Raw genomic sequence first — 22,610 nt, 5'->3', positions numbered from 1 at the left:
TCAAAATGCAACAGGCTACTGGTTTTTATTCGGACTTAAATGATATTTCTTAATTTTATTATAAAGTGTCACCCGGTCTACTTTCAACACTTTGGCTGAAGTTGAAATGTTCCAATTGTATTTATTCAGAATAAATTGAATATGCTTTTTCTCAACATCATTGAGACTCTCAAATGGACTATTTTCCGATTCTTTACCTATAGGTAGATCATTAAGCCGTATTTTTTTTCCATCACCTACAACAATTGCTCTTTCAATCATATTTTCCAACTCTCTGATATTTCCCGGAAATGAAAACTCCTCCAGTCGTTTTAAAGCCTTTGCGTCAATAGTAATAGTTGGTTTGTTCATCGAATGACAATATTTCTTAATAAAATATTCAACCAACAAAGGAATATCTTCAGTTCTCTCGCGCAATGGTGGCACATTAATAGTAATCACATTCAACCGATAATAAAGATCTTCGCGGAAAAGACCTTTATCAACCATGCTTTTTAAATCTCTGTTGGTTGCACATATCACTCTGAAATCTGAACTAATTTCCTTGTTTCCTCCAACTCTCATAAAGGTCTTTGTTTCCAATACCCGTAACAGTTCAATCTGCATCTTTGGAGGAATTGTAGCTATCTCATCCAGAAAAATAGTACCACAGTCAGCCATTTCAAATCGTCCCTTTCGATTATAAACTGCGCCCGTAAAAGCACCTTTTTCATGTCCAAACAATTCACTTTCCAGTAAACTTTCGGTTAATGCACCACAATGCACAATAATCAGTGGAAAAAACTTACGAGATGAATTAGCATGAATAGCTCTGGCAATCAATTCTTTTCCAGTTCCGCTCTCTCCCGTTATTATGACAGAAGAATTTGACTGGGCTATGCTGCTTATCTCCTGCATCAAATGACGCATAGCTTCACTGTTTCCAATCAGATCCTCCACGTTTTCCAAAGAAACTATCTTCTCTTTTAGTAGATCATTTTCGGCTGCCAATGTTATTTGTTTACTGGCATTACGTATTAAATGAGATAACTCATCCGGATCAAACGGTTTGGTTATATAATCGTAAGCACCATCCTTTAAGGCCTGAACTGCAGTATCAACTGTAGCAAAAGCAGTCATTATTATTACAATGGGATTTTTTTCCAAAGATTTAATTCGTCGGAGCATTTCCAACCCATCCATTCCCGGCATCTTTATATCAGCAAGCACTATATCGAAATCTTTTGACTCAAGCCTGACAAGAGCCTCTTTTGCGCTTTCTGCTGAATCAACCTGATAACCGTCCTCAACAAACCACTGATATAAAGAATCTCTTACCGATGCCTCATCGTCAACGATTAGTATTGTGATTTTAGTATCCATAATACATTGTCGTTAATTGTTTACTAAAGGTAAAGTAATCATCATTGATGTGCCTTTACCCGTTTCTGAAACTATATCTGTTTTTCCATTATGATTCTGAACAATACCATGTACAATAGCTAACCCTAATCCAATACCACTTGTCTTATCTTTTGTTGAGAAAAAAGGCTCAAAAACATGATGGATAACACTTGCGGGTATACCAATTCCATTATCAATTACTTCAATCCGAATGGTTTCACTATCTGGATTATTCGTTCTGAGAATAATTTCTCCATTATCAGTAATTGCTTCTGAAGCATTTACCAGAATAGCAATACAAGCTTGTTTAATTTGATTCGGGCTGCATCTTATTAAATCTGTTTTTGCTCCAAAATCGGAGATAAAACTAATTCCGGCCACTTTCATTGAATGAGCCATTAATTCATAAGTTTCATGCAAAACCTCATGAAGATGCTTGTCCTCAAAATTATTCTGATCCTTTCTTGAAAAATCCAACAATCCCTTCACGATCTCTCCGCAGCGCTTGGTTTCATTTTCAATTAACTTAAGATTTTTCAATATTTTATCTTTATATTCCTTATCCATCACACTATTCAACATTTGTTTCTGAATCAACTTGGAATAGACAAGAATACCAGACAAAGGATTATTAATTTCATGAGCAACAGAAAGTGATAACTTACCCAATGATGCAATTCGTTCCACATTGATCAGTTCATTTTGCACCTGACCTAATTCTTCCGTTTTTTTCTGAACTTTATACTCCAATTGCTTCGACCAATTCTGTAACTCATTATTAGCATCCTGAAGGTTATCCAGCATGTTATTGAAAGCTATTGATACAGTTCGTATATCTGATAATTGATTTGTTTTGATTTCTAACCTAGTACTTTTATCTCCTTTAGTAACTGCTTCACTGGCCTTTATAATTGCATTTAATGGATTTTCTATTTTTTTGTAGGTAAATACTATTAGAAAAATAAATAGCAAAGTTGACATGGCAGAAGCCAAAATGATATAATCTGTTGTAGATGTTGATAGTGCCGTATCCAATTCTTTCATTGGTAATTTAATTAATAAAGTACCAAGCACTTCCTGCTCTTCTGGATGAGCATGACATGAACTAGTTGAGCAGGTTGGAGAATTTAATATGGGAGAATTAATGATCAGATGCCTGCTTTCATCCGAGTTATGATTCATACTGCATGCTGTTTCAACATCAATTATTCTGTACGATTTTTCTTTCTCCTTAAACATGGATGCAAAATCATCATGGCAACTAATACAATCAGGATCACTATGTTTCAACGAATCATTTGAAATTGAAGTATATACAAGGTTATAAAAACTGTCATACATATTTACATCATCAATCCCCGACATTGTGTTAATTTCATCCAGTGTATTCTGGAGTGATGTTCTGTCATTTTCGAGCATTGAACGATATAAAGCACCTTCTACTAAGGAACCAATATTCATACCTTTGTCATGAAGAACGGATTTAAAATACTCTTCATTTAACGACCTGAATATCAAACTAAAAGAAACAAAAAGAAATACAACTGAAATAAAAATCACAAAAACCACTCTCCCATAAATGGAAGAATGGAATTTGATATGCCTTTTTAACAGCCGATGATTCAAGCTTTTCTTAAATATTATATTAGTGAGCCATTTCATGCCCTCAAATAAATGGTTGATCCAAGTATTTTAGTTCAGTTATTGTAAATTACTGATAAAAAACAGAATTACATAAACCAGTTATATGTTATTAAACAGATACTTAAATCAGTCCCATCGAACTTTTAGGTTCTTTTATATTTATTTACTCGTGTCAATAAATTTGGTCTGAAATTCTTCCCATACCTCAGGTTCCAAATCAGCCAGCACATTATCATGTAACTCACCCCCATCTTGTAAAATAATATGTTGATAAGCAGATGTATTTGATTTGACTGCATAGACTAAAAAATGCTTTAGTCTTACCAATTCAGATTTCAACCAATCTTTATAGGTATCCGCCATAAACATAAAATGTATCTCTCGTAGCCAGTTTAAAGGCTCTATCAAATAAATCCAGCCTTCGGTGTATGGCAAAGTATTTACCAGGGTTGCAGAAGTTAAAAGATGCTTATTTTGTTTTTTAATAATTCCCGTAATTGGTGAATACAATGTTATCTGCTTACCTAAATGACTTATAGTGAGAATTTTTTCTCCTTTTTGCACAATTTCTCCAGGTTCTTTCATCATCACCCTAGTGATATTACCTGTTACATGCTGAATAAAATCATCAACACCTATTTTGACTAGACCTTCCTTCTCCATATATGTCCAGGTATGTGTTTTATCAAAATATAAGCCCTTGGGTGCCATAATTGTGTTTTCATTCAAACCTGGAGCCATATGAATTTTATTGACAGGAGAAGCTGAACGTCCCAAATTTAGTTTAATCCATAGATAAACTACTGCAATAAAAAAGGCAGTTAAGCCAATTAAGATGAAAACCCAATTATAAGTAGACTTAACAAACTCAGTTTGCGACACAGCAAGCTCATTAGGATTTATCATATCCATATATTCCTGCTTTTCAGCTGAGGCCAATTGACTATATCCATAGTTATTCAAATATTTACTTCCATCAGAAAGTATCCAATTCAAAAATTTAATTGTAGCCTCATTTGTTGGTTGCATAGTTGATATTGCATAAATATTGCCACTTAATTTTGTTGGATACTTACCAATCCAAACGCCTCTTAGAAACGTATTGGGGCTTTCATATATATTCTCGAAATTATCAATTCGTCTATTAGCGTTCTTATCAATTGGTAGGATCATAATATTGTCAGCCCATTCGTTTACATTATCCTTTATGATGTCTTTTAATCTGCAAAATCCAATTGCATATGGATTTTTTTCTATAGCTAGCAGCAGTTGATCTAAATTGGAAGCTTTCAAACCCATAATTAGTTCTGGGTCTAGTCCTGTAAATTCTGCAAGGCTTTTATTAACAAATTCATCCTCTAATACATATAATTTTAATAAGCTACTTTGAATTCCATCTAATAAAACGATCCAATCCGGCTTAGCTGCACCTGAAAGAAGTACTGCTAAATTTGAAGAGGTAATTCCTTGATCTTTGATTTCTTTTAAAAATGGATTATTTAAATTAACGATTGGCACTACAGCGTCATGGCCTACAACTATTTTCCATTGATGATCTGATATGTTAGCTAGCTCAGATCTACCAGAAAGAAAACTAAGATAAGTATTGTTTGCAAAATGAGTTTCTGATACTTGTCTAACATTCAGACTTAAATCCGGATTAAATTTCTGATATTCATTTATCCAATTAAGCATTAAATTCTGTAAATCAGGTGAATATTGAATATTCAGGGGCTGATTCTCTTGCTCAATATCATCATTGGACATGTTGGCAATTATGGTTGCATTACATAAGAAATACAACATTAAACCTACAATATACATCTTGTATTTCATGATAGCTGGTTTTATGTTTTGGTATATATTAAGTGAACTGCAATCACAGAATCAAGATCAATGCCACACCAATACATTCCACTGACTAAAAGGAATTTACAAAATTATAGATAGACTAAATTTATCTTCGGATGTTGAAAATTTATACAAAAACAGATCTAACTATAGATAACAAATTGTATTTAAGGCAATTAGAATGGCTGTTTAAAAATTAAACACTGTTGAAATATTAAACACTAAATAACGTAAAGCTTTAATTTCTAATCTGACTATCAAACCAATTTTAATTAATTTCCTAAATATTATTTGTAAAGGTTGCCTAAGGCAGAATAAAAAGCTGAAGAAATATTCTTATGCACAATTTTATTCTTTGCAAACTTCTGATTCATTTCAAACTCCAGACCAATATATTTTTCGTTCTCTCTGTCTCTGAAATAACGAACATGACCATCTGGTTTACCTCTGTATGGATAATTAAATCTAACCCTAAATTCAGGCATTAGTTTCAGTAATTCTTTCTTCCAGATTTTAGCAAATTGTTTCTCCTGTTTACGACCGGGATGATATAAAATTCCAAAATCAGTTTGACGGATTTCACCATTTAATACAGGTGTAAATGAGTGAACCGACAGATGCAAGACAATACAATTTTGTTGCCAATATTGATAGATTTTGTCTTCAAACGGACGACGAAAACCATAATAATACTCTTCCAATATTTCATCTTTTACAGCCTTATCCAAAGGCTTGGTAAATTCTGAAAAAAGAGTTCTTCTATATAGCGAACGGTTAACATCAACAACCATACGTGAAGCCGTAGCAACTTGAATATATGACACTTTAGTGTTTTTCATGCAATTCATCAAATCAAGTGCTCCACTATCATACCCGCGATGTGTTTCAAGCAAATTTTCCACTTGATGAAACATGTTTTTAAACTTTTCCGGTATAGTATTTACAGCATGTTCGCAACTTAAAACCAGTTTAACTTCCACCTCTATATTCTTTAAAATGTCAGGAGTAATATGAACTATTGAATTCAAATATAAAATGATATTTATTCAAGTAAAATGAATTCATAAGAAGATTCAAAACTTTGTTAAAAGCATTGTTTTCACACTCCCTTTTTATTAACTTTAATATTGCCTTATTCTGCGATTAACCCCAGATTTAAATCCTGTTTACTATGTGAAAACCTTTCGTCTTAATTATTAATTTAAATAATTACGTTATGAAGGCTTTCTACTTACTTTTTAGCTTATGGGTATTATGCTCATCTATCAATGGACAAACAACTGAAGGTTTGGTAGGACATTTCCCTTTTACCAATGGGAGTTTTACTGATTTAATGGGGATTAGAGATTGCAGTCTCAGTTCACATGGGACCGATTCCTATTTTCTTGTTGAAGACCGTTTTGGTAATAGTGACTGTGCCATTGATTTTCAAGGAGCCATATTTGCTGCAGGTAGTTCGTTTAGAAACATTACCAGCGAAGTTAGTATTAGCGTTTGGATCAAAACCACAGATAAACCTGAAGCAAACAGATTTGTGGTTACCAAGTATGGCTATAATTTTACTGATGTTCCAATCTGCGGCTATACTCTATATTTTAACGACACAGTGAGGTTTGACAGTAGAGATGAAAACTGGAGACATAACGATTACATGTTTTCTAATTACTCTAAAAGAGTAGTAAATGATGGACTATGGCACCATATTGTTGGAATTACCCACGCTTCACCTGCTAAACTTGAAATATGGATTGATGGCACTAAAGAAAACTATCAGGAATATGAATGGGATCTGGTAGAATTGGATAATCCACTTCAAAATCTATGTATTGCAGGTAGCGAACAATACAATTCCACACCAACATTTAAAGGTGTGATTGATGATATCAGAATATATAACCGGGCCTTAAATGAATCTGAAGTTTATGAACTTTTTATTGAAGAAAACCCAAATACTTATATAGAAACAAACTTAACTACAGCTTTTACTATAACTCCCAATCCTACAAAAGGAAATATCAGAATAACAAGTGTAAATCAGTCTTCAATACCGACCGAAATATCATTGTTTAACCTGGCGGGTACAAAATTATACTTCAGAAACTTTGATTTTAATAATTCTGTCGATCTTGATATATCATCATTTGCAAAAGGTATATATCTAATAGTAATTGAAACAGAAGATTTAAAAACCATCAATAAAATAGTCTTACAATAATCATTTAAAGTTATCGCATTCAGGTCTAACCCTTTTTTAATTGTTGCAACAACAGTTTTCGATCCAGTATTTTAATACTTTTCCCCTGAGCAAAAATAATACCCTCATTATGCAGCTCACGAATTGCTCTGCCTAATGAAGGACGTGTAACACCGAATAATGAAGCTAATTCTTCCTGACTTTTAGGAAGAATGATTTCTCCGTTTATAGAACCAGCCAATTGTAATAAATAATGAGCCAGTTTACCCCTGATAGTCTGAAATGTAAGAAAACGAATTTTATTAGATAAGAATTGAGCGCGATTGGAAATGTTATTCATAAAATTTTGAAGAAATGGTGCACTCACCTGCATCAACCTTATGATTGATTCTTTGGGAAGCTTAAATATCTCAACATCTGTGGTAGCAACAATATTTACCGGAAAATAATTATTCTGACCGAAAATAAACGCAATCGCTAAGGGTTTGGGTGGTTCAATGTCTTCAATCTTTATTGCCTTACCCGAAGGATCAATCATCTCTCCTTTTACGCTACCTTTCAACATGATTAATAATGCATTACATTCCTCTCCTGCCTGCGCTATTATCTGATCCTTATTATACTTCTTAATTTGATAGTGAATACTTTCCAGATATTTATCCAAATCATCCGGATTAACTCCTTTAAATAGTGGACATTTATATAATAGATCCATAGATTTAAGTAATAAAGTGCCAAATTATGAATTAATTTCGATTTTGTAACATTTGTTACAGCATTGGAATGCATCTCATCTTACATTTGCTAATACAATAACAGAAAAAAACTAAAAAATATATTCAATGATACGGGAAGTAGTAAAAATCGACGAGGAAAAATGCAATGGTTGTGGGGTTTGCATTCCTGAATGTCACGAGGGGGCTCTTCAGATAATCGATGGTAAAGCTCGATTAGTAAGCGACTTGATGTGCGATGGATTAGGTGCCTGCCTGAACCATTGCCCACAGGACGCCATGACTATTGAAAAGCGTGAAGCTGAACCATATGATGAAATTAAGGTGATTGAGATTATGGTCGAGAAAGGGATCAACACTGTTGTAGCACACCTGAAGCATTTAAAAGATCATAACGAAACCGTATTTCTTAAACAAGCTGTTGGTTGGTTGAGAGAAAATGAAGACAAACTTGATTTCAAGGTAGAAGATGTGACACGTCAGGTACATAAACCAAAAATATCAGTGATGCATACAGGTCATGTTGGTGGTGGTTGTCCGGGATCTCAGGCCAGAAGCATTGAAAGACCAAGTGCTATTACAAGTCAGCCAACCAATACAGACGCTCCTTCGGAGCTTCGTCAATGGCCGGTGCAAATGCATCTGATCAATCCGATGGCAAATTACTTTATCGAATCAGATATGGTTTTAGCTGCTGATTGTGTGGCTTTTGCCATGGGAAATTTTCACAGTAAATATCTGAAAGGCCGTAGTGTTGGTATTGCCTGTCCAAAGCTGGATGATGGTCACAGTGTTTACATCGATAAATTAGTAAAACTGATTGATGATGCAAAAATCAACACACTGACAGTTACCATTATGCAGGTTCCATGCTGTGGAGGATTACTTCAGATGGCAAAACAGGCTGTTGATCTGGCTTCACGCAAAATTCCTCTAAAAAAGGTCGTAGTATCCATCGAAGGAGAAATCCTTTCTGAAGAATGGGTATAGAAAAATAATCAAGTTAAAAGTTAAACAGGCAAAAGGCAAAAGTACTTTAATGGGATTCCTATGCTCTTTTCTGAAGCATTTTATCAACTGCCTTCTGCCCCCGATAGCCATCGGGGAAACTAATAAGCTAAATAAATAATAATCAAGTAAAAGAAAAAATCATGAGTATGTTTTGTTATCAGTGCCAGGAGGCTTCAAAAGGCGTAGGTTGTTCAATAAAAGGGGTTTGTGGGAAAACACCGGAAGTAGCCAATTTGCAGGATTTATTATTGTATACTACAAAGGGGGTTGCCATTTGGAGTCAACTTGGCGCTGATAGTAAACTTGATACAGCCAAGGCGGATAAATACATTATTGATGCCTTATTTATTACTATCACCAATGCTAATTTTGATAGCAATAAGATTATTGAAAAAATTAAAGAAGGTTATACAATTCAGGATGATCTAAGAGCACAAGCCAATGCACCTGTTGAATTACATGATTCAGCCGTTTTTCGTGCTAGAGATCAGAATGAAATGGAATCAAAAAGTTTACTGATCGGCATTCTTTCCATTGAAAATGAAGACATTCGTTCATTAAAAGAATTATTAACATATGGTTTGAAAGGTATGGCGGCCTATGGTGAGCATGCCTGGAACCTTGGATTTGAAAATCCAGAGATTTATGCTTTCATCCGCAAAGCTCTGATTGCAACAACTAAAGCCAATATTGCAGCCGATGAATTATTGCCTTTAGTGTTGGAATGCGGAAAATATGGCGTGGATGTAATGGCCCTATTAGATAAAGCTAATACTGAATCGTTTGGTCATCCTGAAGTAACCTCAGTGAACATTGGTGTTTCGAAAAATCCTGCCATTCTTATCAGTGGTCATGATTTAAAAGACTTGCAAGAACTTCTTGAACAGACTCAGGGAACAGGTGTTGATGTTTATACCCACAGTGAGATGTTACCTGCTCACTATTATCCTAAATTCAAGAAATACGAAAACTTTGTTGGCAATTACGGTAGTGCATGGTGGAAACAAACGGAAGAGTTTGAAACATTTAACGGTCCAATCCTATTCACTACCAACTGCATTGTTCCTCCAAAAGCTTCATACAAAGAAAGAGTTTATACAACAGGAGCTTCAGGTTTTGATGGATGTACACACATTGCCGATCGCCAAAACGGACAGCCAAAGGATTTTTCAATCATTATTGAACATGCAAAAAAATGTGCTGCCCCAACTGAAATTGAAACAGGTACCATTGTTGGTGGTTTTGCTCACAATCAGGTTTTGCAACTGGCAGATAAAGTAGTTGATGCCGTAAAAACAGGTGCTGTAAAGAAATTCGTGGTTATGGCAGGGTGTGATGGAAGAATGAAAGACAGACAATACTATACTGATTTTGCGAATGAATTGCCTAAGGATACAATAATTCTAACAGCTGGCTGTGCGAAGTACAGATACAACAAGTTACCTTTGGGTGATATTGGTGGAATACCACGCGTTTTGGATGCCGGACAGTGTAACGACTCTTATAGCCTTGCTGTTACCGCTTTAAAACTTAAAGAAGTATTTGAACTTGAAGACATCAACGACCTGCCAATTGTGTATAACATTGCCTGGTACGAACAAAAAGCTGTGATTGTATTACTGGCTCTATTGCACCTTGGGGTTAAAAATATCAACCTCGGTCCAACCTTACCAGCCTTTTTATCACCTAATGTTGCTAAAATCCTGGTTGAAACCTTTGGTATCGGATCTATTTCTACTGTAGAGGATGACATTAAAAACTGGATTGCCTAGAAAAAATATGAGTTATACATACTTAATATAAATTACACACTATCTGTACTTTCCAATGGAAAATGCAGATAGTGTTTTTTATTTTTATATAAATCCTTTAAATCCAAATTTACTAAAACAACGGTTTATGAAAAAAAAGTTTTTTGATTTTCTAAAACCACCAGAACAATGGAAAGTTCCTGTCATACTTGCATTAGGCATATTTTTTGGCATGGGCTTTTACTTGTTTTATGTGGCCAGAGCTCACTCCTATCTGTCGGATGATCCAAAAACATGTGTAAACTGCCATATTATGGCACCACAGTATGCAACCTGGAATCATAGCGCTCATCGTGAAGTTGCCAGTTGCAACGATTGTCATGTTCCTCATGACAATATAGTTAACACATACTATTTCAAGGCAAAAGACGGAATGAGACATGCATCCATATTCACCATGCGTGCCGAACCCCAGGTTATTTTTATTAAGGATGAAGGCAAAGAAGTGGTACAGGAGAATTGTATCAGATGCCATCAACACCTGATCAGCAATGAGAAAGTACTTGCCAAAGCACCGGATGTACACTTCAACATTGATGATCGAAAATGCTGGGAATGTCATAGAGAAACTCCACATGGTAGAGTTAACAGTCTCTCAAGTGTACCCAATGCACGTGTTCCCGTTCCAGAAAGTCCTCTACCTGAATGGATCCAAAACCTTAACAGTAAAAATTAACTTAAATCTTAAATTATGAAACCAATACGAGATCAAATAAAAGAAAAACCATGGCTGGGTTGGGCTTTGTTTTTCATCACTATAATTGTTGTATTTCTCCTAGGACTTCTGGCTTCTTCTGTTATTGAACGACGCGCAGAGGCTGTTTTTGCATATACACCTCAGGTTACCTATTCACAAACAGAACCCCGAAACGACGTTTGGGGACAAAATTTCCCTAAAGAATATCAATCCTACCTTCAAACAAAAGACACTCTTTTCGCCAGCAAATACAATGGTGGAGCCATGATTGATATGCTGGAAGTTGATCCTCGTTTAGTTGTTCTTTGGGCTGGCTATGGATTTTCAAAAGATTATAATCAGGGACGTGGCCACTTATATGCCGTTGAAGATATTCATAATACTTTACGAACCGGAGCTCCGATGGGTGAAGAAAAAAGTCCGATGCCTAATACATGCTGGACATGCAAAAGCCCGGATGTGCCTCGCCTGATGAAAGAAATGGGTCCTGCAGATTTTTATAAAGGCACCTGGGAAGAAAAAGGCTCAGAAGTAATGAATGCGATTGGTTGTGCCGATTGCCATGATTCAAAAACCATGAATCTTAAAATCACACGTCCTGCATTGGTTGAGGCCTTCGAACGAATGGGTAAAGACATTAATACCGCCACTCATCAGGAGATGCGTTCGCTTGTGTGTGCACAGTGCCATGTAGAATATTATTTTAATAAAAAATCCCATCCAGGATCTCCATACCTGACATTTCCTTGGGATAATGGTATGTCGGTTGAAGCGATGGAAGAATATTACGATGCTATTGAGTTTTCTGACTGGACACATAAATTAAGTAAGGCACCTATGCTTAAAGCACAGCATCCCGGATATGAAGTATATCTTACAGGTGTGCATGCCAAACGCGGTGTCTCATGTGCCGATTGTCATATGCCTTATAAAAGCGAAGGTGGCCAAAAGTTTACTGATCACCATATTCAGAGTCCATTAAATAATGTTGCTAACTCTTGCCAGGTTTGTCACCGTGAAGAAACAGCCAGTCTGGTTGCCGATGTTTACGAACGTCAGGATCGTATTATCGAAAATCGTGACAAACTGGAAGAATTAGTCGTTCGGGCACATGTTGAAGCCAAATTAGCCTGGGAATTAGGTGCCACCGAAGAGCAAATGAAAGATATATTAATGGATATTCGTCATTCGCAATGGCGTTGGGATTATGCTGCTGCCAGTCACGGAGGATCATTCCATTCACCAGTTGAAATTGGTAGAGTGATTTCTACAGGCATTGCCATTGCTCAGGAAGGTCGTTTAAAACTTAGCCGTTTACTTGCCTCTTTGGGACACAACGAAGAGGTTCCTTATCCTGACATCACAACAAAATCAAAAGCACAGGAATACATCGGTTTACCAGTTGATTTACTTCAGCAAGAAAAGAACGAGTTCCTTAAGACAGTAGTTCCAAAATGGAAAGAAGAAGGTGCTAAACGAGAAGCTACTTATACAACATCAATACAGTAATATTTTATGCCGGAGAGCATTCTCTACTCTCCGGCGTTAACTGAACCAATATACTATGAATACTAAATATATTATATCGATAATCTGCATCACTTTTTTTAGCATTGGAAGCTATGCCCAGGGTAAAATATCAGCAGAAATACGCCCACGTACCGAATTTAATCATGGTGTAAAAACACCTGCCTATGAAGATCAGAAGGCATCATTACTTACGTCGCAAAGAAGCAGACTTAATCTATCCTTTCAAAATGAAAATTTTGCGATTGGAATGGTTTTGCAGGATGTGCGCCTTTGGGGTAGCGAACCTCAATTAACAACCAATGGTAATAATGTTACCTACCTTCATCAAGCCTGGGCCGAATGGTTTATTGATCAATCTTTCTCAATCAAAGCCGGTCGTCAGGAATTAGCATATGATGATCAACGAATTTTAGGAAGTGTGGGCTGGGCTCAGCAAGCTCGTTCTCATGATATTGTATTGTTTAAATATACGGGGGATTTTAATCTGCACCTCGGTTTGGCATACAACAATTCAAGCCTAAATAACAATATCTATAATGGTCCCGATGCATATAAAGCTATGCAATTCCTATGGTTGAATCGTAAAGGAGAATCTTACACTGCAAGCATATTATTGTTAAATAATGGCGTTCCATACTGGAAAAATGATATTCAAACAGAGCAAGGAATAAGATACAGCCAAACATTGGGTACACACATACAAACCAAATTAGCCGGGATAGATTTAAATGGTAACCTATATTACCAGTTAGGAAAAGATGTTACAAACAGAAGTATTTCGGCTTTGAATGTATCAATCGACGGTATTGTTGCCTTAAGTGATAAAGCAAATATTGGTGGAGGATATGAACATTTATCAGGTACTGATCAAACTGAAACAGAATACAATTACTCGTTCAATCCTTTATATGGAACCAATCATAAATTCAACGGATTTATGGACTATTTTTATGTAGGTAATCATATTAACAATGTTGGTTTGAATGATCTTTACATAAAAGGAAATGTAAAACCCGGTAAGGTAAAGTTTAACGGGGCTATGCATTTCTTTGGCGCCGATGGTATAATTGTTGATCAAAACAAAGGATTAGGTACTGAATTGGATTTATGGTTTGGATACACTCATAAAGGTCAGGTGCAGCTTGATTTTGGTTATTCGCATCTATTTGCCTCTGATGCTTTATATGCTATAAAGGGCATCCCAGAGAACAATGAATCCAATAACTGGGCCTGGGTAATGTTGACTTTTAAACCAACTTTGTTTGAGAAATAAAGTAAGCTATCCAAACAAACTAAGTATTCTTAATTATATAACCCGGATTGGTGTTAATCTAATCTGGGTTTTTATTTTTCATCCGAAACATTTCGGTACTAAAATGTACATGTAAAAGATATTTTGGTATAGAGTTTGTTATGTTCATTCACGATAATTATAAACAAATCAAATTATTGTGATGAAAAACCTGACCGTTTGCCTTATCGTGTGCTTCCTTATAACCATATTATCATCATGTACAAGTTACCAGATTATTACATTAGACAGTTCGTTAAATAAGCCTTCGAACAATGGTTTTGTATATGAAAATGACACCATATTGCTACAATACACTTTTAATGGTGCTAATGCACCATTAGATGTCGATATCTTTAATAAATTAAATGCGCCTTTATACATTAACTGGAATGAGTCTTCTGTAATAATTAACGGACAATCATATCCATTAAATCCGTCTCAGTCAAAAGTGAGTATTGATTATTCAGAGGTCAGCAGCGAGTATTTATACAATACATACACACAAGGCTCCGGCGATGGAACAATCTGGCACAGCGACAGATCAGGATTTATACCCCCTCAATCAAACATCACTATCCAAAGTATGAATACATGGAATCAATTTATATCTTCTGAACATTCAATTGGTCAAAACACATATATTTCTGCAAGTGGAGAAAAAATTACTGAATACAAATTCGATAAAGAATCAAGCCCTTTAGAACTGCGATGTTATTTATCATACAAGGATCAGACGGCAGATACATGGAAATTTGTGGATCATCAGTTCTGGATTCAAAGCTTTTATAAATGCCTAGACTGTTCACTTCCTAAAGAGAGCAATAAGTTTTATTTATCCAAATCTACCGGTGCCGGTACTGCCATTGGTGTAGTTGCATTAGTTGGTTTGGCAGCTGTTGCTGTTTCTCTGGATGTGGATATTGAAGATTCTGATTTATAATTCACAAATAACAAAACACCGGGCACAATTGAATAGTATACCCGGTGCTTTAAATATCTAATATTCAAGTCTACAATCCGTAATCCTTGCCATATTTCTCAACCACATAATCAATATCCTTATCTCCTCTACCAGATAAGTTAACTAAAATGGTTTGATCAGCTGGTAATGTTTTAGCCAGCTTCATAGCATAAGCAACAGCGTGAGAACTTTCCAAAGCAGGGATAATACCTTCTTCTCTGGCTAAATCAATAAAAGCATCAATCGCTTCTTTATCTGTAATAGTTTCGTATTTAACCCTTTCAATATCCTTTAAATAGGAATGCTGAGGTCCAACACCTGGATAATCCAGACCACTTGCAACGGTGTTAACTGCTGCTGGTTCTCCTTTCTCATCCTGTAACAGATAACATTTAAAACCATGTATCATTCCAGGTTTACCCAATGAAAGAGTAGCAGCATGATCTCCGGTTTTAAAGCTGGTACCTGCAGGTTCTACTCCGTAAATACTTATATCGTCCTGTAAAAAGGCTGTGAATAAACCCATTGCATTGGAACCACCGCCTACACAGGCTACCAGGTTATCAGGCAGTTTACCTGTTAATTCCTGAAACTGCTCTTTTGCTTCACGACCTATGATAGACTGAAAATCACGGACCATCATCGGGAAAGGATGAGGACCTACCACTGATCCGATTGCATACAATTGATTTACAGGGTCCTGAACATACGCATCAAAAGCAGAATCTACCGCCTCTTTTAATGTCTTTAATCCATGAGTAGCCGGAATTACCTTGGCTCCCAATATTTTCATGCGAACTACATTAGGATGTTCTTTATAGATATCCACCTCTCCCATATGAATATCGCATTCTAATCCAACCAATGCAGCAGCGGTAGCTAAAGCAACACCATGCTGTCCGGCACCTGTTTCGGCAATAATTTTCTTTTTGCCCATTCTTTTAGCCAGAAGGGCTTCACCCAGACAGTGATTAATTTTATGAGCTCCGGTATGGTTAAGGTCTTCGCGCTTGAGGTAAATTTGGGCGCCACCCATTTTTTTGGAAAGATTTTGTGCATGGAACACTGGGGATGGTCGTCCGGTGTAATGTTTTTGAAGGTAGTATAACTCTTCTTTAAAAACCGGATCATCCTTAATTTTTTCATACGCATCAGCAATTTCCTGCATAATTGGCTCCAGCATTGGTGGTACAAAACGCCCTCCATACTCACCGAAAAAGCCATCCTTATCAGGCATCACTGATTCGCTTAACTGAGCTTTGTTTAAATCGTTCATATTCTTATTTGTTTAAAATAAAAAAACCGCAGGCGGTAACCTACGGCTTTATAATCATATTGTAAGTTGGTCCGCCTAATGTATTATTAAACGACGCCAAAAAGTATCATGGATTAAATTATTCATATTTTCATCTTAGGTGAAACAAGTATAATTAATAAAATTTTAATCTCAAAAGCTAAAAACAATATATGCAAATTCATTTCATCATAGGGTATAAAAAAACCCGCAATATGCGGGTTTTAATAAATTACAAAAAATTTCTTTAGTAAATATAAGTAGTAAAAATAGGATTAATACCTACTTCATATTCCGAATCTAATACATATTTATCATCATCAAGTGTAAACACCAATAACTTTCCGTTGCCTGTTCCATTCTCCAGTAATCCATACAAATAACTTTTTGTATGATCAAAGTCGATTCTGTTTAATGCAACATCGCTATAAGTGCCAGTAATTGCTAACTGATCTTCCGTATTATCATCCTTGTAAACACTTCTGTAATATGTTCTTCCATGTACATAATAGATAAAACGTTTATCCTTCGATATTGCTAAAGCATTTGTTCCATTTCCTTCACTGTAACCTAAATCAACCATTAATTTTGGTTCGTGCACCAAACTATCAGTTACTATTTCATCAGTAACAAACTTTCTTTCGATTTTATACAGACTCTGGTTATTACCCGAGGCATCACCATCACAATACACCCAAATATTACGATCAATATCAACCACCATATCAACTGGCTGAACTCCTACATCAATCACATCAATTAATGAATCTTTGCTCATATCATAAACCGTAACAGTATTGCCATCCTTATTTTCACCACCACTGTTGGCTATATATAAGAATTTACCTGAACTGATTAATTTACCCGGACCTTCGCCAACTGGTAAAGTTGCAATTACTTCATGTGTATCTAGATCAATCTTAGCTATAATATTATCTTTGTCTGAATCTGCAACACCATTTCCACAGCTTACATATGCTGTTGTTTCATTTGCAAGTATTATATCATTTGGATTTGATAAACCATCGATGCTAGCTTCAACCTGAAAAGTCTCCATATTAATCATGTCAACGGTTCCTGATTGAGCGAATGAGATGTATCCCCGTCCATTTATATATTCACTGCTTCTTTTAACAGTAAAAGCGGTTGCTCCTGCTCCAAGTGTCTGTCCATTGTTTTTTTCCTGAAACAAGTTATTGGTAACCTCCATATTTTCAAAGTTGAAACGGCTAATTGTACTTGTTTCGCTGTTTCCTTTATTTAAAATAAAAGCACCTTGATAATCTTCAATTGTAGAGGTATCTATTTCGGTACACGATGAGATTACTAAAGCACCCAGGGTTAAGGTCAGAAATATTTTATTCATTTTATTCATCAATTATATTTTTCTTATGCATACTATTTGCCAAACGACCTCAAATATAATCTTCCTTTTTAAATTATCTGGTGTATCCATTGAATTTCTGAATCTGCTAAACAATATAAAATAACAAAGGCCTGCAAACGCAAGCCTTTATATAAGATTTATCAACTACTATACAAGTAGTAATCATATATTATTCAACATCAAGAATCCATGATGGTGCAATTCCTGTGCTAAATTCTTCCTGTAATTCGCCATTAGTATTGTAAAATGATAGTAGTCCATTTGCTGTTGTACTTTGAGAAACCATCACATAGACCAACTCTGTTTGTTTATTAAAGTACACACCATTAATACCACTAACTCCAGTCAACAAAGGTTCTGATTCAAAAGATTTTAATTCAGTATCAAAAACATAAATTCCACCACTATAATTATAGAAAGAATCATAACTACCTCCAACAACATAAATTTTGCTTTTGTCCTTATTAAATGACATTATAGAAGAATAATTAGAAGTAATACTAGATAATTCATAAGTTGCTTCCAAAGTTTTGGTTGTTGTATTAATGTATCCTAAACCAGCTGTTGTCGCACTTATACTATAAGTATCAGGTATGCTAACAAAAAGATTACCTTCGTCATCTTTTAAGAAATAAGAAGAAACACCTGGAACTCCTTCAATAAAGCTCACTTCTTCTGTTTCTAAATCAATCATACCAATTTTAGTATCATAGTTTAAGGCACAGAACAAAGTTCCATTTGCAATCACTAATCCTTCAGGACCACCTGGCATATCAATTGTTTTCTCAACTTCATTGGTTGTAACATTATACTTTGCAATATATCCCAATGAAGTATCGCCCCAAACATCACCACCCCAGCATGAGATATACAGATAGTTGCCTTCTCCAACACAAAAGCGTGGTTTTATTATATCGGTTGACACCCCATTACTGGTTTGTTCCAACGAAGATGCCTCAACAAAATATATTTCATCAACAGCATTTCCCATAAAGTAAATATCACCTTGGTACTCATATGCATATTGCGGTTTACCCGACATATCAACGCCATTTACTGCTTTATAAATCTCATTTTGAACTGTTGAATTCTCAAGGTCAATGTATGAAAGAGAGCCAACCGAACTTGAATAGCTACCATAATTTAAAACATAATGTCCGGTAATTTTTGCTTCTGGTGTTTCATTCTCTTCTTTCTCGCAAGATGCCAATAAAAAAGGCAATGCTAGAAACAAAACTAAGTACTTCTTCATCTTCATGATTAATGAATTATTTAAAATTTATAATTAATTGCTACTCTATAATTGATCTCAGGCATGGCATATTGATATTGATTCTGATATTGCTCACTCAATAGATTATTCACCTGAGCATCAAATCTTAACAAGTTATTTCCAAGGTTAAATTGATAGAAAGCAGAGCAATTTATTAGCTGATAAGCTGATAAATATTTACCTGCCTGATTGTAATATCTTCTTCCTGTATAATTACCATCCAGTATTATCCCTGCTCTTGAAAAAGTATATTGAATATATCCTGTTGCAATATATTTAGGTACATATTCCAGCTGTTGATCAATGATGTCGGTAATAAGATCAGATTCCTTTCTTACTGCAGGATTAAAAGTAAACCCTCCACCTATTTCAATTTGTTGTCTACCTAAATCACAATAGGCTCTTATAGTAGTTTCCAATCCTTTACTAATCACACGCATAACATTGTCGGCATACCAACCACTGCTTCCTTGTGTCCATAATAACCAATCATGAACATTCATATAAAATACATTGGTATTTAAACGAAAAGTCCATGTTTCATTATCTGAAAATAAGTAGCCCAGCCCCAACTCTGCACTCAAGGCATCTTCAGGTTTAATATTTCGGTTTCCTTCATATCCATCCTGCCCCCAGTATCGATCATTTAACGTTGGTATACGATATGCTCTTTGTATATTACCGAATAAATTAAGCGTTTGATTATTTTTATTGATTAGTCTCATCTCCAACCCCAAGGCAGGTGTAAAAGGAGCATTAAATCGACTTACAAATTGCTGTCTAAGGTTCAACGACAATTTCAACCAATCAATTGGAGTTGCTAATAAAGATGCATACAGAGAAGTTCTGTATTCTGAAATACTTTCATCGTAGGCATACACATCAGGTTTTATGAATAGATATCGTAAACCCAGTTGCATGCTTAACCAGTCTTTTTCCTTTTTTAAACCTCCTTCAGTTATCCATCGTTGGGTAGTAATTTTTTGTTCTTTACTACTGTAGTCAATATTATCATCAAAAACATAACCTCCTCCTAAATAAAAATTGCCAATATGAGAATTCTGATCATATTGAATCCAGGTTCTTATATTCTGATCTTCAATATATCTGGTATTAGGATTTGTATTTTCAGCCATATTTGGCTGTGCCTCATGTCGGTTTTTTGTCAACCAAATTACAGATGATAACATTCTGTTATCGTCCCATTTATAATTCAACTGCTGTATTAGATTAGCATTTTCTATTCGGGCATTTTTCTGCTTATCGCGATCATAAGATCTTGTTTCAAAATTATAATAGGCTGTATTTTCAAATGGGAAATCATTTTCCTTTTCGTAGTATACAAGACGTGTAACTGATTCTAACCGGCCATTACTTGCAAAAACTTTTGCTCCTGCCATATATTCACCAAAAGAACCCAGTGAAACTTTTCCTTCACCATTCACTCCGTTTTTAAATTTATTCTGAAGTTCAAGCCTTACATTTCCCCCAATAGAGCCTGAACCCAAGGTTGCAGAAGAACTACCAAAACTAATTTGTACCTGATCAAATAGAAAAACAGGAGCATTATTTGCATTGTAACTACCTAAAGTCTGAGAATTCAATTCAATGCCGCGAACACGCACTGATGTATGATTGTCTGATGTGCCCCTGAACCGAAAAGAGGCTAATCCTCCCGCGTCAGTTTTAATGTAAATAGGTTGATATCTTGAGATTAATTCAGTAAGACTTCCCTGTTCTACGGAGCTTTTTTGTAGCGGAGTAAAAGTTTCCTTCTTCGAACCAACCTGATATTGTTTAAGTTTAGTAACAACAACATCTACCGACTCTATATCATAGTGTTGTAAATAACCTGGCAATGAATCTTTAACCTCACCTTCAGCTTTTGTATCCATTATGGCCAAAAACACCAATAAACCAACTACAATAGTTTTAAACATTCACCAATACTTTATCAAAAAGCCGGTATCATAAAAGAAAAGGTAAACCTATCTTGTGTGATTGCCTAGCTCCCGAAGCTTAAATTAAGTTATTTGGCAGGTCTTCTGACTTATTCCGACTACAAACCGCCTTCCCGTTTTTGTTTCTTGTCTGATAGAAACTTATCCCCATTCGGAACCTTTTAAGGTAACAGTGGCTATGTTGGTTGTAGCATACTATCCTGATTATTTCAGGATCGGAACTTACAGCAGCGGGTACTGTTGCCGATTTTCACGGCATTCCCTATTATCTCAGAGTGCAGATATACACCCTTTGAACCAATCTGATCGCAAAAGTAATGGTTTTTTTTATGCTAAAGTATCTGAAACTAAATTATTTTCTAACCAGTTAGATTTTATATCCTTACCGTTCATATAAATATATTTCTTCTTGTGATGCTCAAAAAATAGCAACAATCATTAATGACAACAAGTTGGCTTACTCATATCCGGACTGATAAAAGGGATACCCAGATTCATTCCCCTAAGAATAAAGATGATACCTAAAATGATTATGAACACGGGAATAAACTTTTTAAGATGATAGAGGTATCTGCTTTTTATAATATCGGAGAAAAAAGCAACCGCGAACATCATGGGAAGCGTTCCTAATCCAAAGAAAAACATGGATAATACACTTTCAGCAAGAGTTAACGACAAAACAGCTTTGGATATTGCAACATAAACCAGTCCGCAAGGAAGAAACCCATTTAGAATACCAATGATAAACAAATTACCTATTTTTCTGCGGTTAAGGGAATCTCCTATTTTCTTCTTCAGTGTACCATAAATCGAATTGGTTATTTTATTACTTCCCTTGGGCAATTTTATTATTCCGGGAAGAACAACTGATAATATCATTATTACACCACAAACAATAGAAACTATATTTTGAATTCCCGAATGCTTGAGACCAACTCCCACAAAACCAAAGATCAAACCCAAGATACTGTAGGTTATAGCTCTGCCAATATTATACAAAAGGGCTCCAATTACTTTTTGCCATACTGATTTGACAGGCAAAGGAAGTGCCAATGCCAATGGACCACACATTCCAACGCAATGCAGACTGCCAAAAAAACCAATTACAAATCCTTCTAAAATACCCATGATAGTTAGTTTAGTCTATAAATAACGGAAGTTTTGTAAGATATTCCTGATTATTGGCTCCCCATTCAATGATAACCTCGTATTTACCGGATTTGAAATTCTCTTTATCAAAACTAGCGATAAAAGCAGTATCCAATTGTATTTCCTTTTCTATGTCTAATCGTTTATCGGATGGACGATAAATATGAATACTACCGGTTATTTCATCAGGTTTATCTGTGATCTTAGGAAATACTACTGCTAAATTTCCATTTACTTTAATATTGACTTTATCAGACAATGCATTGTAATTTTTCAGTTTTTCAATCTGGTTCTGATATTTCAATTCCTTTGGATAGTACTCATCGGTTACCATATCAATGCGTTCTCTGGTTGTGATATAAACCAAGGATAAAAATCCGGTAATACCTAACAGAATAACAACCACTAAACCGTGTCCCCAATTAAATTTCATATT

At 35.4% G+C, this 22,610-nt stretch carries 18 protein-coding genes and 1 riboswitch; of the genes, 7 read left to right on the top strand and 11 right to left on the bottom strand.

The window, feature by feature from the left end:
* Positions 1 to 15: 15 nt before the first annotated feature.
* The 4 genes from ACRD62_RS11315 to ACRD62_RS11300 all read right to left on the bottom strand — a co-directional run bounded on the left by ACRD62_RS11315 (position 16) and on the right by ACRD62_RS11300 (position 5,906).
* Positions 16 to 1,362 carry a sigma-54-dependent transcriptional regulator gene (locus ACRD62_RS11315; protein ID WP_430820222.1) on the bottom strand — a complete coding sequence of 449 codons (1,347 nt, stop codon included), beginning with the start codon at positions 1,360 to 1,362 and terminating at the stop codon, positions 16 to 18.
* A gap of 12 nt (positions 1,363 to 1,374) precedes the next feature.
* The gene (locus tag ACRD62_RS11310; protein ID WP_430820221.1) at positions 1,375 to 2,844 is read right to left on the bottom strand and encodes an ATP-binding protein; all 1,470 of its coding nucleotides are present in this window, start codon (positions 2,842 to 2,844) and stop codon (positions 1,375 to 1,377) included.
* 342 nt (positions 2,845 to 3,186) lie between these two features.
* Positions 3,187 to 4,863: a hypothetical protein gene (locus ACRD62_RS11305; RefSeq protein ID WP_430820220.1), complete on the bottom strand. Its 1,677-nt coding sequence runs from the start codon at positions 4,861 to 4,863 to the stop codon at positions 3,187 to 3,189.
* A 302-nt stretch (positions 4,864 to 5,165) separates the two neighbouring features.
* Positions 5,166 to 5,906 carry an N-formylglutamate amidohydrolase gene (locus tag ACRD62_RS11300; protein WP_430820219.1) on the bottom strand — a complete coding sequence of 247 codons (741 nt, stop codon included), beginning with the start codon at positions 5,904 to 5,906 and terminating at the stop codon, positions 5,166 to 5,168.
* Positions 5,907 to 6,094: 188 nt separating this feature from the next.
* Between ACRD62_RS11300 and ACRD62_RS11295 the strand changes: the two genes are divergently transcribed.
* Positions 6,095 to 7,093: a T9SS type A sorting domain-containing protein gene (locus tag ACRD62_RS11295; RefSeq protein ID WP_430820218.1), complete on the top strand. Its 999-nt coding sequence runs from the start codon at positions 6,095 to 6,097 to the stop codon at positions 7,091 to 7,093.
* A gap of 25 nt (positions 7,094 to 7,118) precedes the next feature.
* On the opposite strand, the gene ACRD62_RS11290 is transcribed toward ACRD62_RS11295, so the two are convergent.
* Positions 7,119 to 7,787: a Crp/Fnr family transcriptional regulator gene (locus tag ACRD62_RS11290; protein ID WP_430820217.1), complete on the bottom strand. Its 669-nt coding sequence runs from the start codon at positions 7,785 to 7,787 to the stop codon at positions 7,119 to 7,121.
* Between the two features lie 127 nt (positions 7,788 to 7,914).
* Between ACRD62_RS11290 and ACRD62_RS11285 the strand changes: the two genes are divergently transcribed.
* From ACRD62_RS11285 to ACRD62_RS11260, 6 genes are all read left to right on the top strand, one after another.
* Entirely contained in the window at positions 7,915 to 8,796 is an 882-nt protein-coding gene (locus ACRD62_RS11285; RefSeq protein WP_430820216.1) for an ATP-binding protein, read from the top strand.
* Between the two features lie 161 nt (positions 8,797 to 8,957).
* The gene (gene hcp, locus ACRD62_RS11280; protein WP_430820215.1) at positions 8,958 to 10,589 is read left to right on the top strand and encodes a hydroxylamine reductase; all 1,632 of its coding nucleotides are present in this window, start codon (positions 8,958 to 8,960) and stop codon (positions 10,587 to 10,589) included.
* Between the two features lie 127 nt (positions 10,590 to 10,716).
* A complete protein-coding gene (gene nrfH, locus ACRD62_RS11275) occupies positions 10,717 to 11,304 on the top strand; it encodes a cytochrome c nitrite reductase small subunit (protein ID WP_430820214.1) in 588 nt (195 codons plus the stop codon).
* Positions 11,305 to 11,319: 15 nt separating this feature from the next.
* Complete coding sequence (nrfA, locus tag ACRD62_RS11270) at positions 11,320 to 12,834, top strand: ammonia-forming cytochrome c nitrite reductase (protein ID WP_430820213.1); 1,515 nt, start codon at positions 11,320 to 11,322, stop codon at positions 12,832 to 12,834.
* 55 nt (positions 12,835 to 12,889) lie between these two features.
* Positions 12,890 to 14,128, top strand: a complete 1,239-nt coding sequence (locus tag ACRD62_RS11265) for an alginate export family protein (protein ID WP_430820212.1) — start codon at positions 12,890 to 12,892, stop codon at positions 14,126 to 14,128.
* 181 nt (positions 14,129 to 14,309) lie between these two features.
* A complete protein-coding gene (locus ACRD62_RS11260; protein ID WP_430820211.1) occupies positions 14,310 to 15,089 on the top strand; it encodes a hypothetical protein in 780 nt (259 codons plus the stop codon).
* A 70-nt stretch (positions 15,090 to 15,159) separates the two neighbouring features.
* Here ACRD62_RS11260 and trpB read toward each other — a convergent pair whose 3' ends face one another.
* From trpB to ACRD62_RS11230, 6 genes are all read right to left on the bottom strand, one after another.
* A complete protein-coding gene (trpB, locus tag ACRD62_RS11255; RefSeq protein ID WP_430820210.1) occupies positions 15,160 to 16,386 on the bottom strand; it encodes a tryptophan synthase subunit beta in 1,227 nt (408 codons plus the stop codon).
* Positions 16,387 to 16,651: 265 nt separating this feature from the next.
* Entirely contained in the window at positions 16,652 to 17,770 is a 1,119-nt protein-coding gene (locus tag ACRD62_RS11250) for a YncE family protein (protein ID WP_430820209.1), read from the bottom strand.
* A gap of 190 nt (positions 17,771 to 17,960) precedes the next feature.
* The gene (locus ACRD62_RS11245; protein WP_430820208.1) at positions 17,961 to 19,043 is read right to left on the bottom strand and encodes a DUF5074 domain-containing protein; all 1,083 of its coding nucleotides are present in this window, start codon (positions 19,041 to 19,043) and stop codon (positions 17,961 to 17,963) included.
* Positions 19,044 to 19,063: 20 nt separating this feature from the next.
* On the bottom strand, positions 19,064 to 21,004 hold the full coding sequence (locus tag ACRD62_RS11240; RefSeq protein ID WP_430820207.1) for a TonB-dependent receptor: 1,941 nt from the start codon (positions 21,002 to 21,004) through the stop codon (positions 19,064 to 19,066).
* A gap of 78 nt (positions 21,005 to 21,082) precedes the next feature.
* A riboswitch (cobalamin riboswitch) is annotated at positions 21,083 to 21,342 on the bottom strand.
* A 121-nt stretch (positions 21,343 to 21,463) separates the two neighbouring features.
* Complete coding sequence (locus ACRD62_RS11235; protein ID WP_430820206.1) at positions 21,464 to 22,153, bottom strand: sulfite exporter TauE/SafE family protein; 690 nt, start codon at positions 22,151 to 22,153, stop codon at positions 21,464 to 21,466.
* A 10-nt stretch (positions 22,154 to 22,163) separates the two neighbouring features.
* Positions 22,164 to 22,607 carry a FixH family protein gene (locus tag ACRD62_RS11230; protein ID WP_430820205.1) on the bottom strand — a complete coding sequence of 148 codons (444 nt, stop codon included), beginning with the start codon at positions 22,605 to 22,607 and terminating at the stop codon, positions 22,164 to 22,166.
* Positions 22,608 to 22,610 lie beyond the last annotated feature (3 nt).

The sequence above is a fragment of the Carboxylicivirga caseinilyticus genome (assembly GCF_050589785.1).
GTDB classification, from domain to species: Bacteria; Bacteroidota; Bacteroidia; order Bacteroidales; family Marinilabiliaceae; genus Carboxylicivirga; species Carboxylicivirga caseinilyticus.
This window is presented reverse-complemented; position numbering and strand designations above follow the sequence as displayed.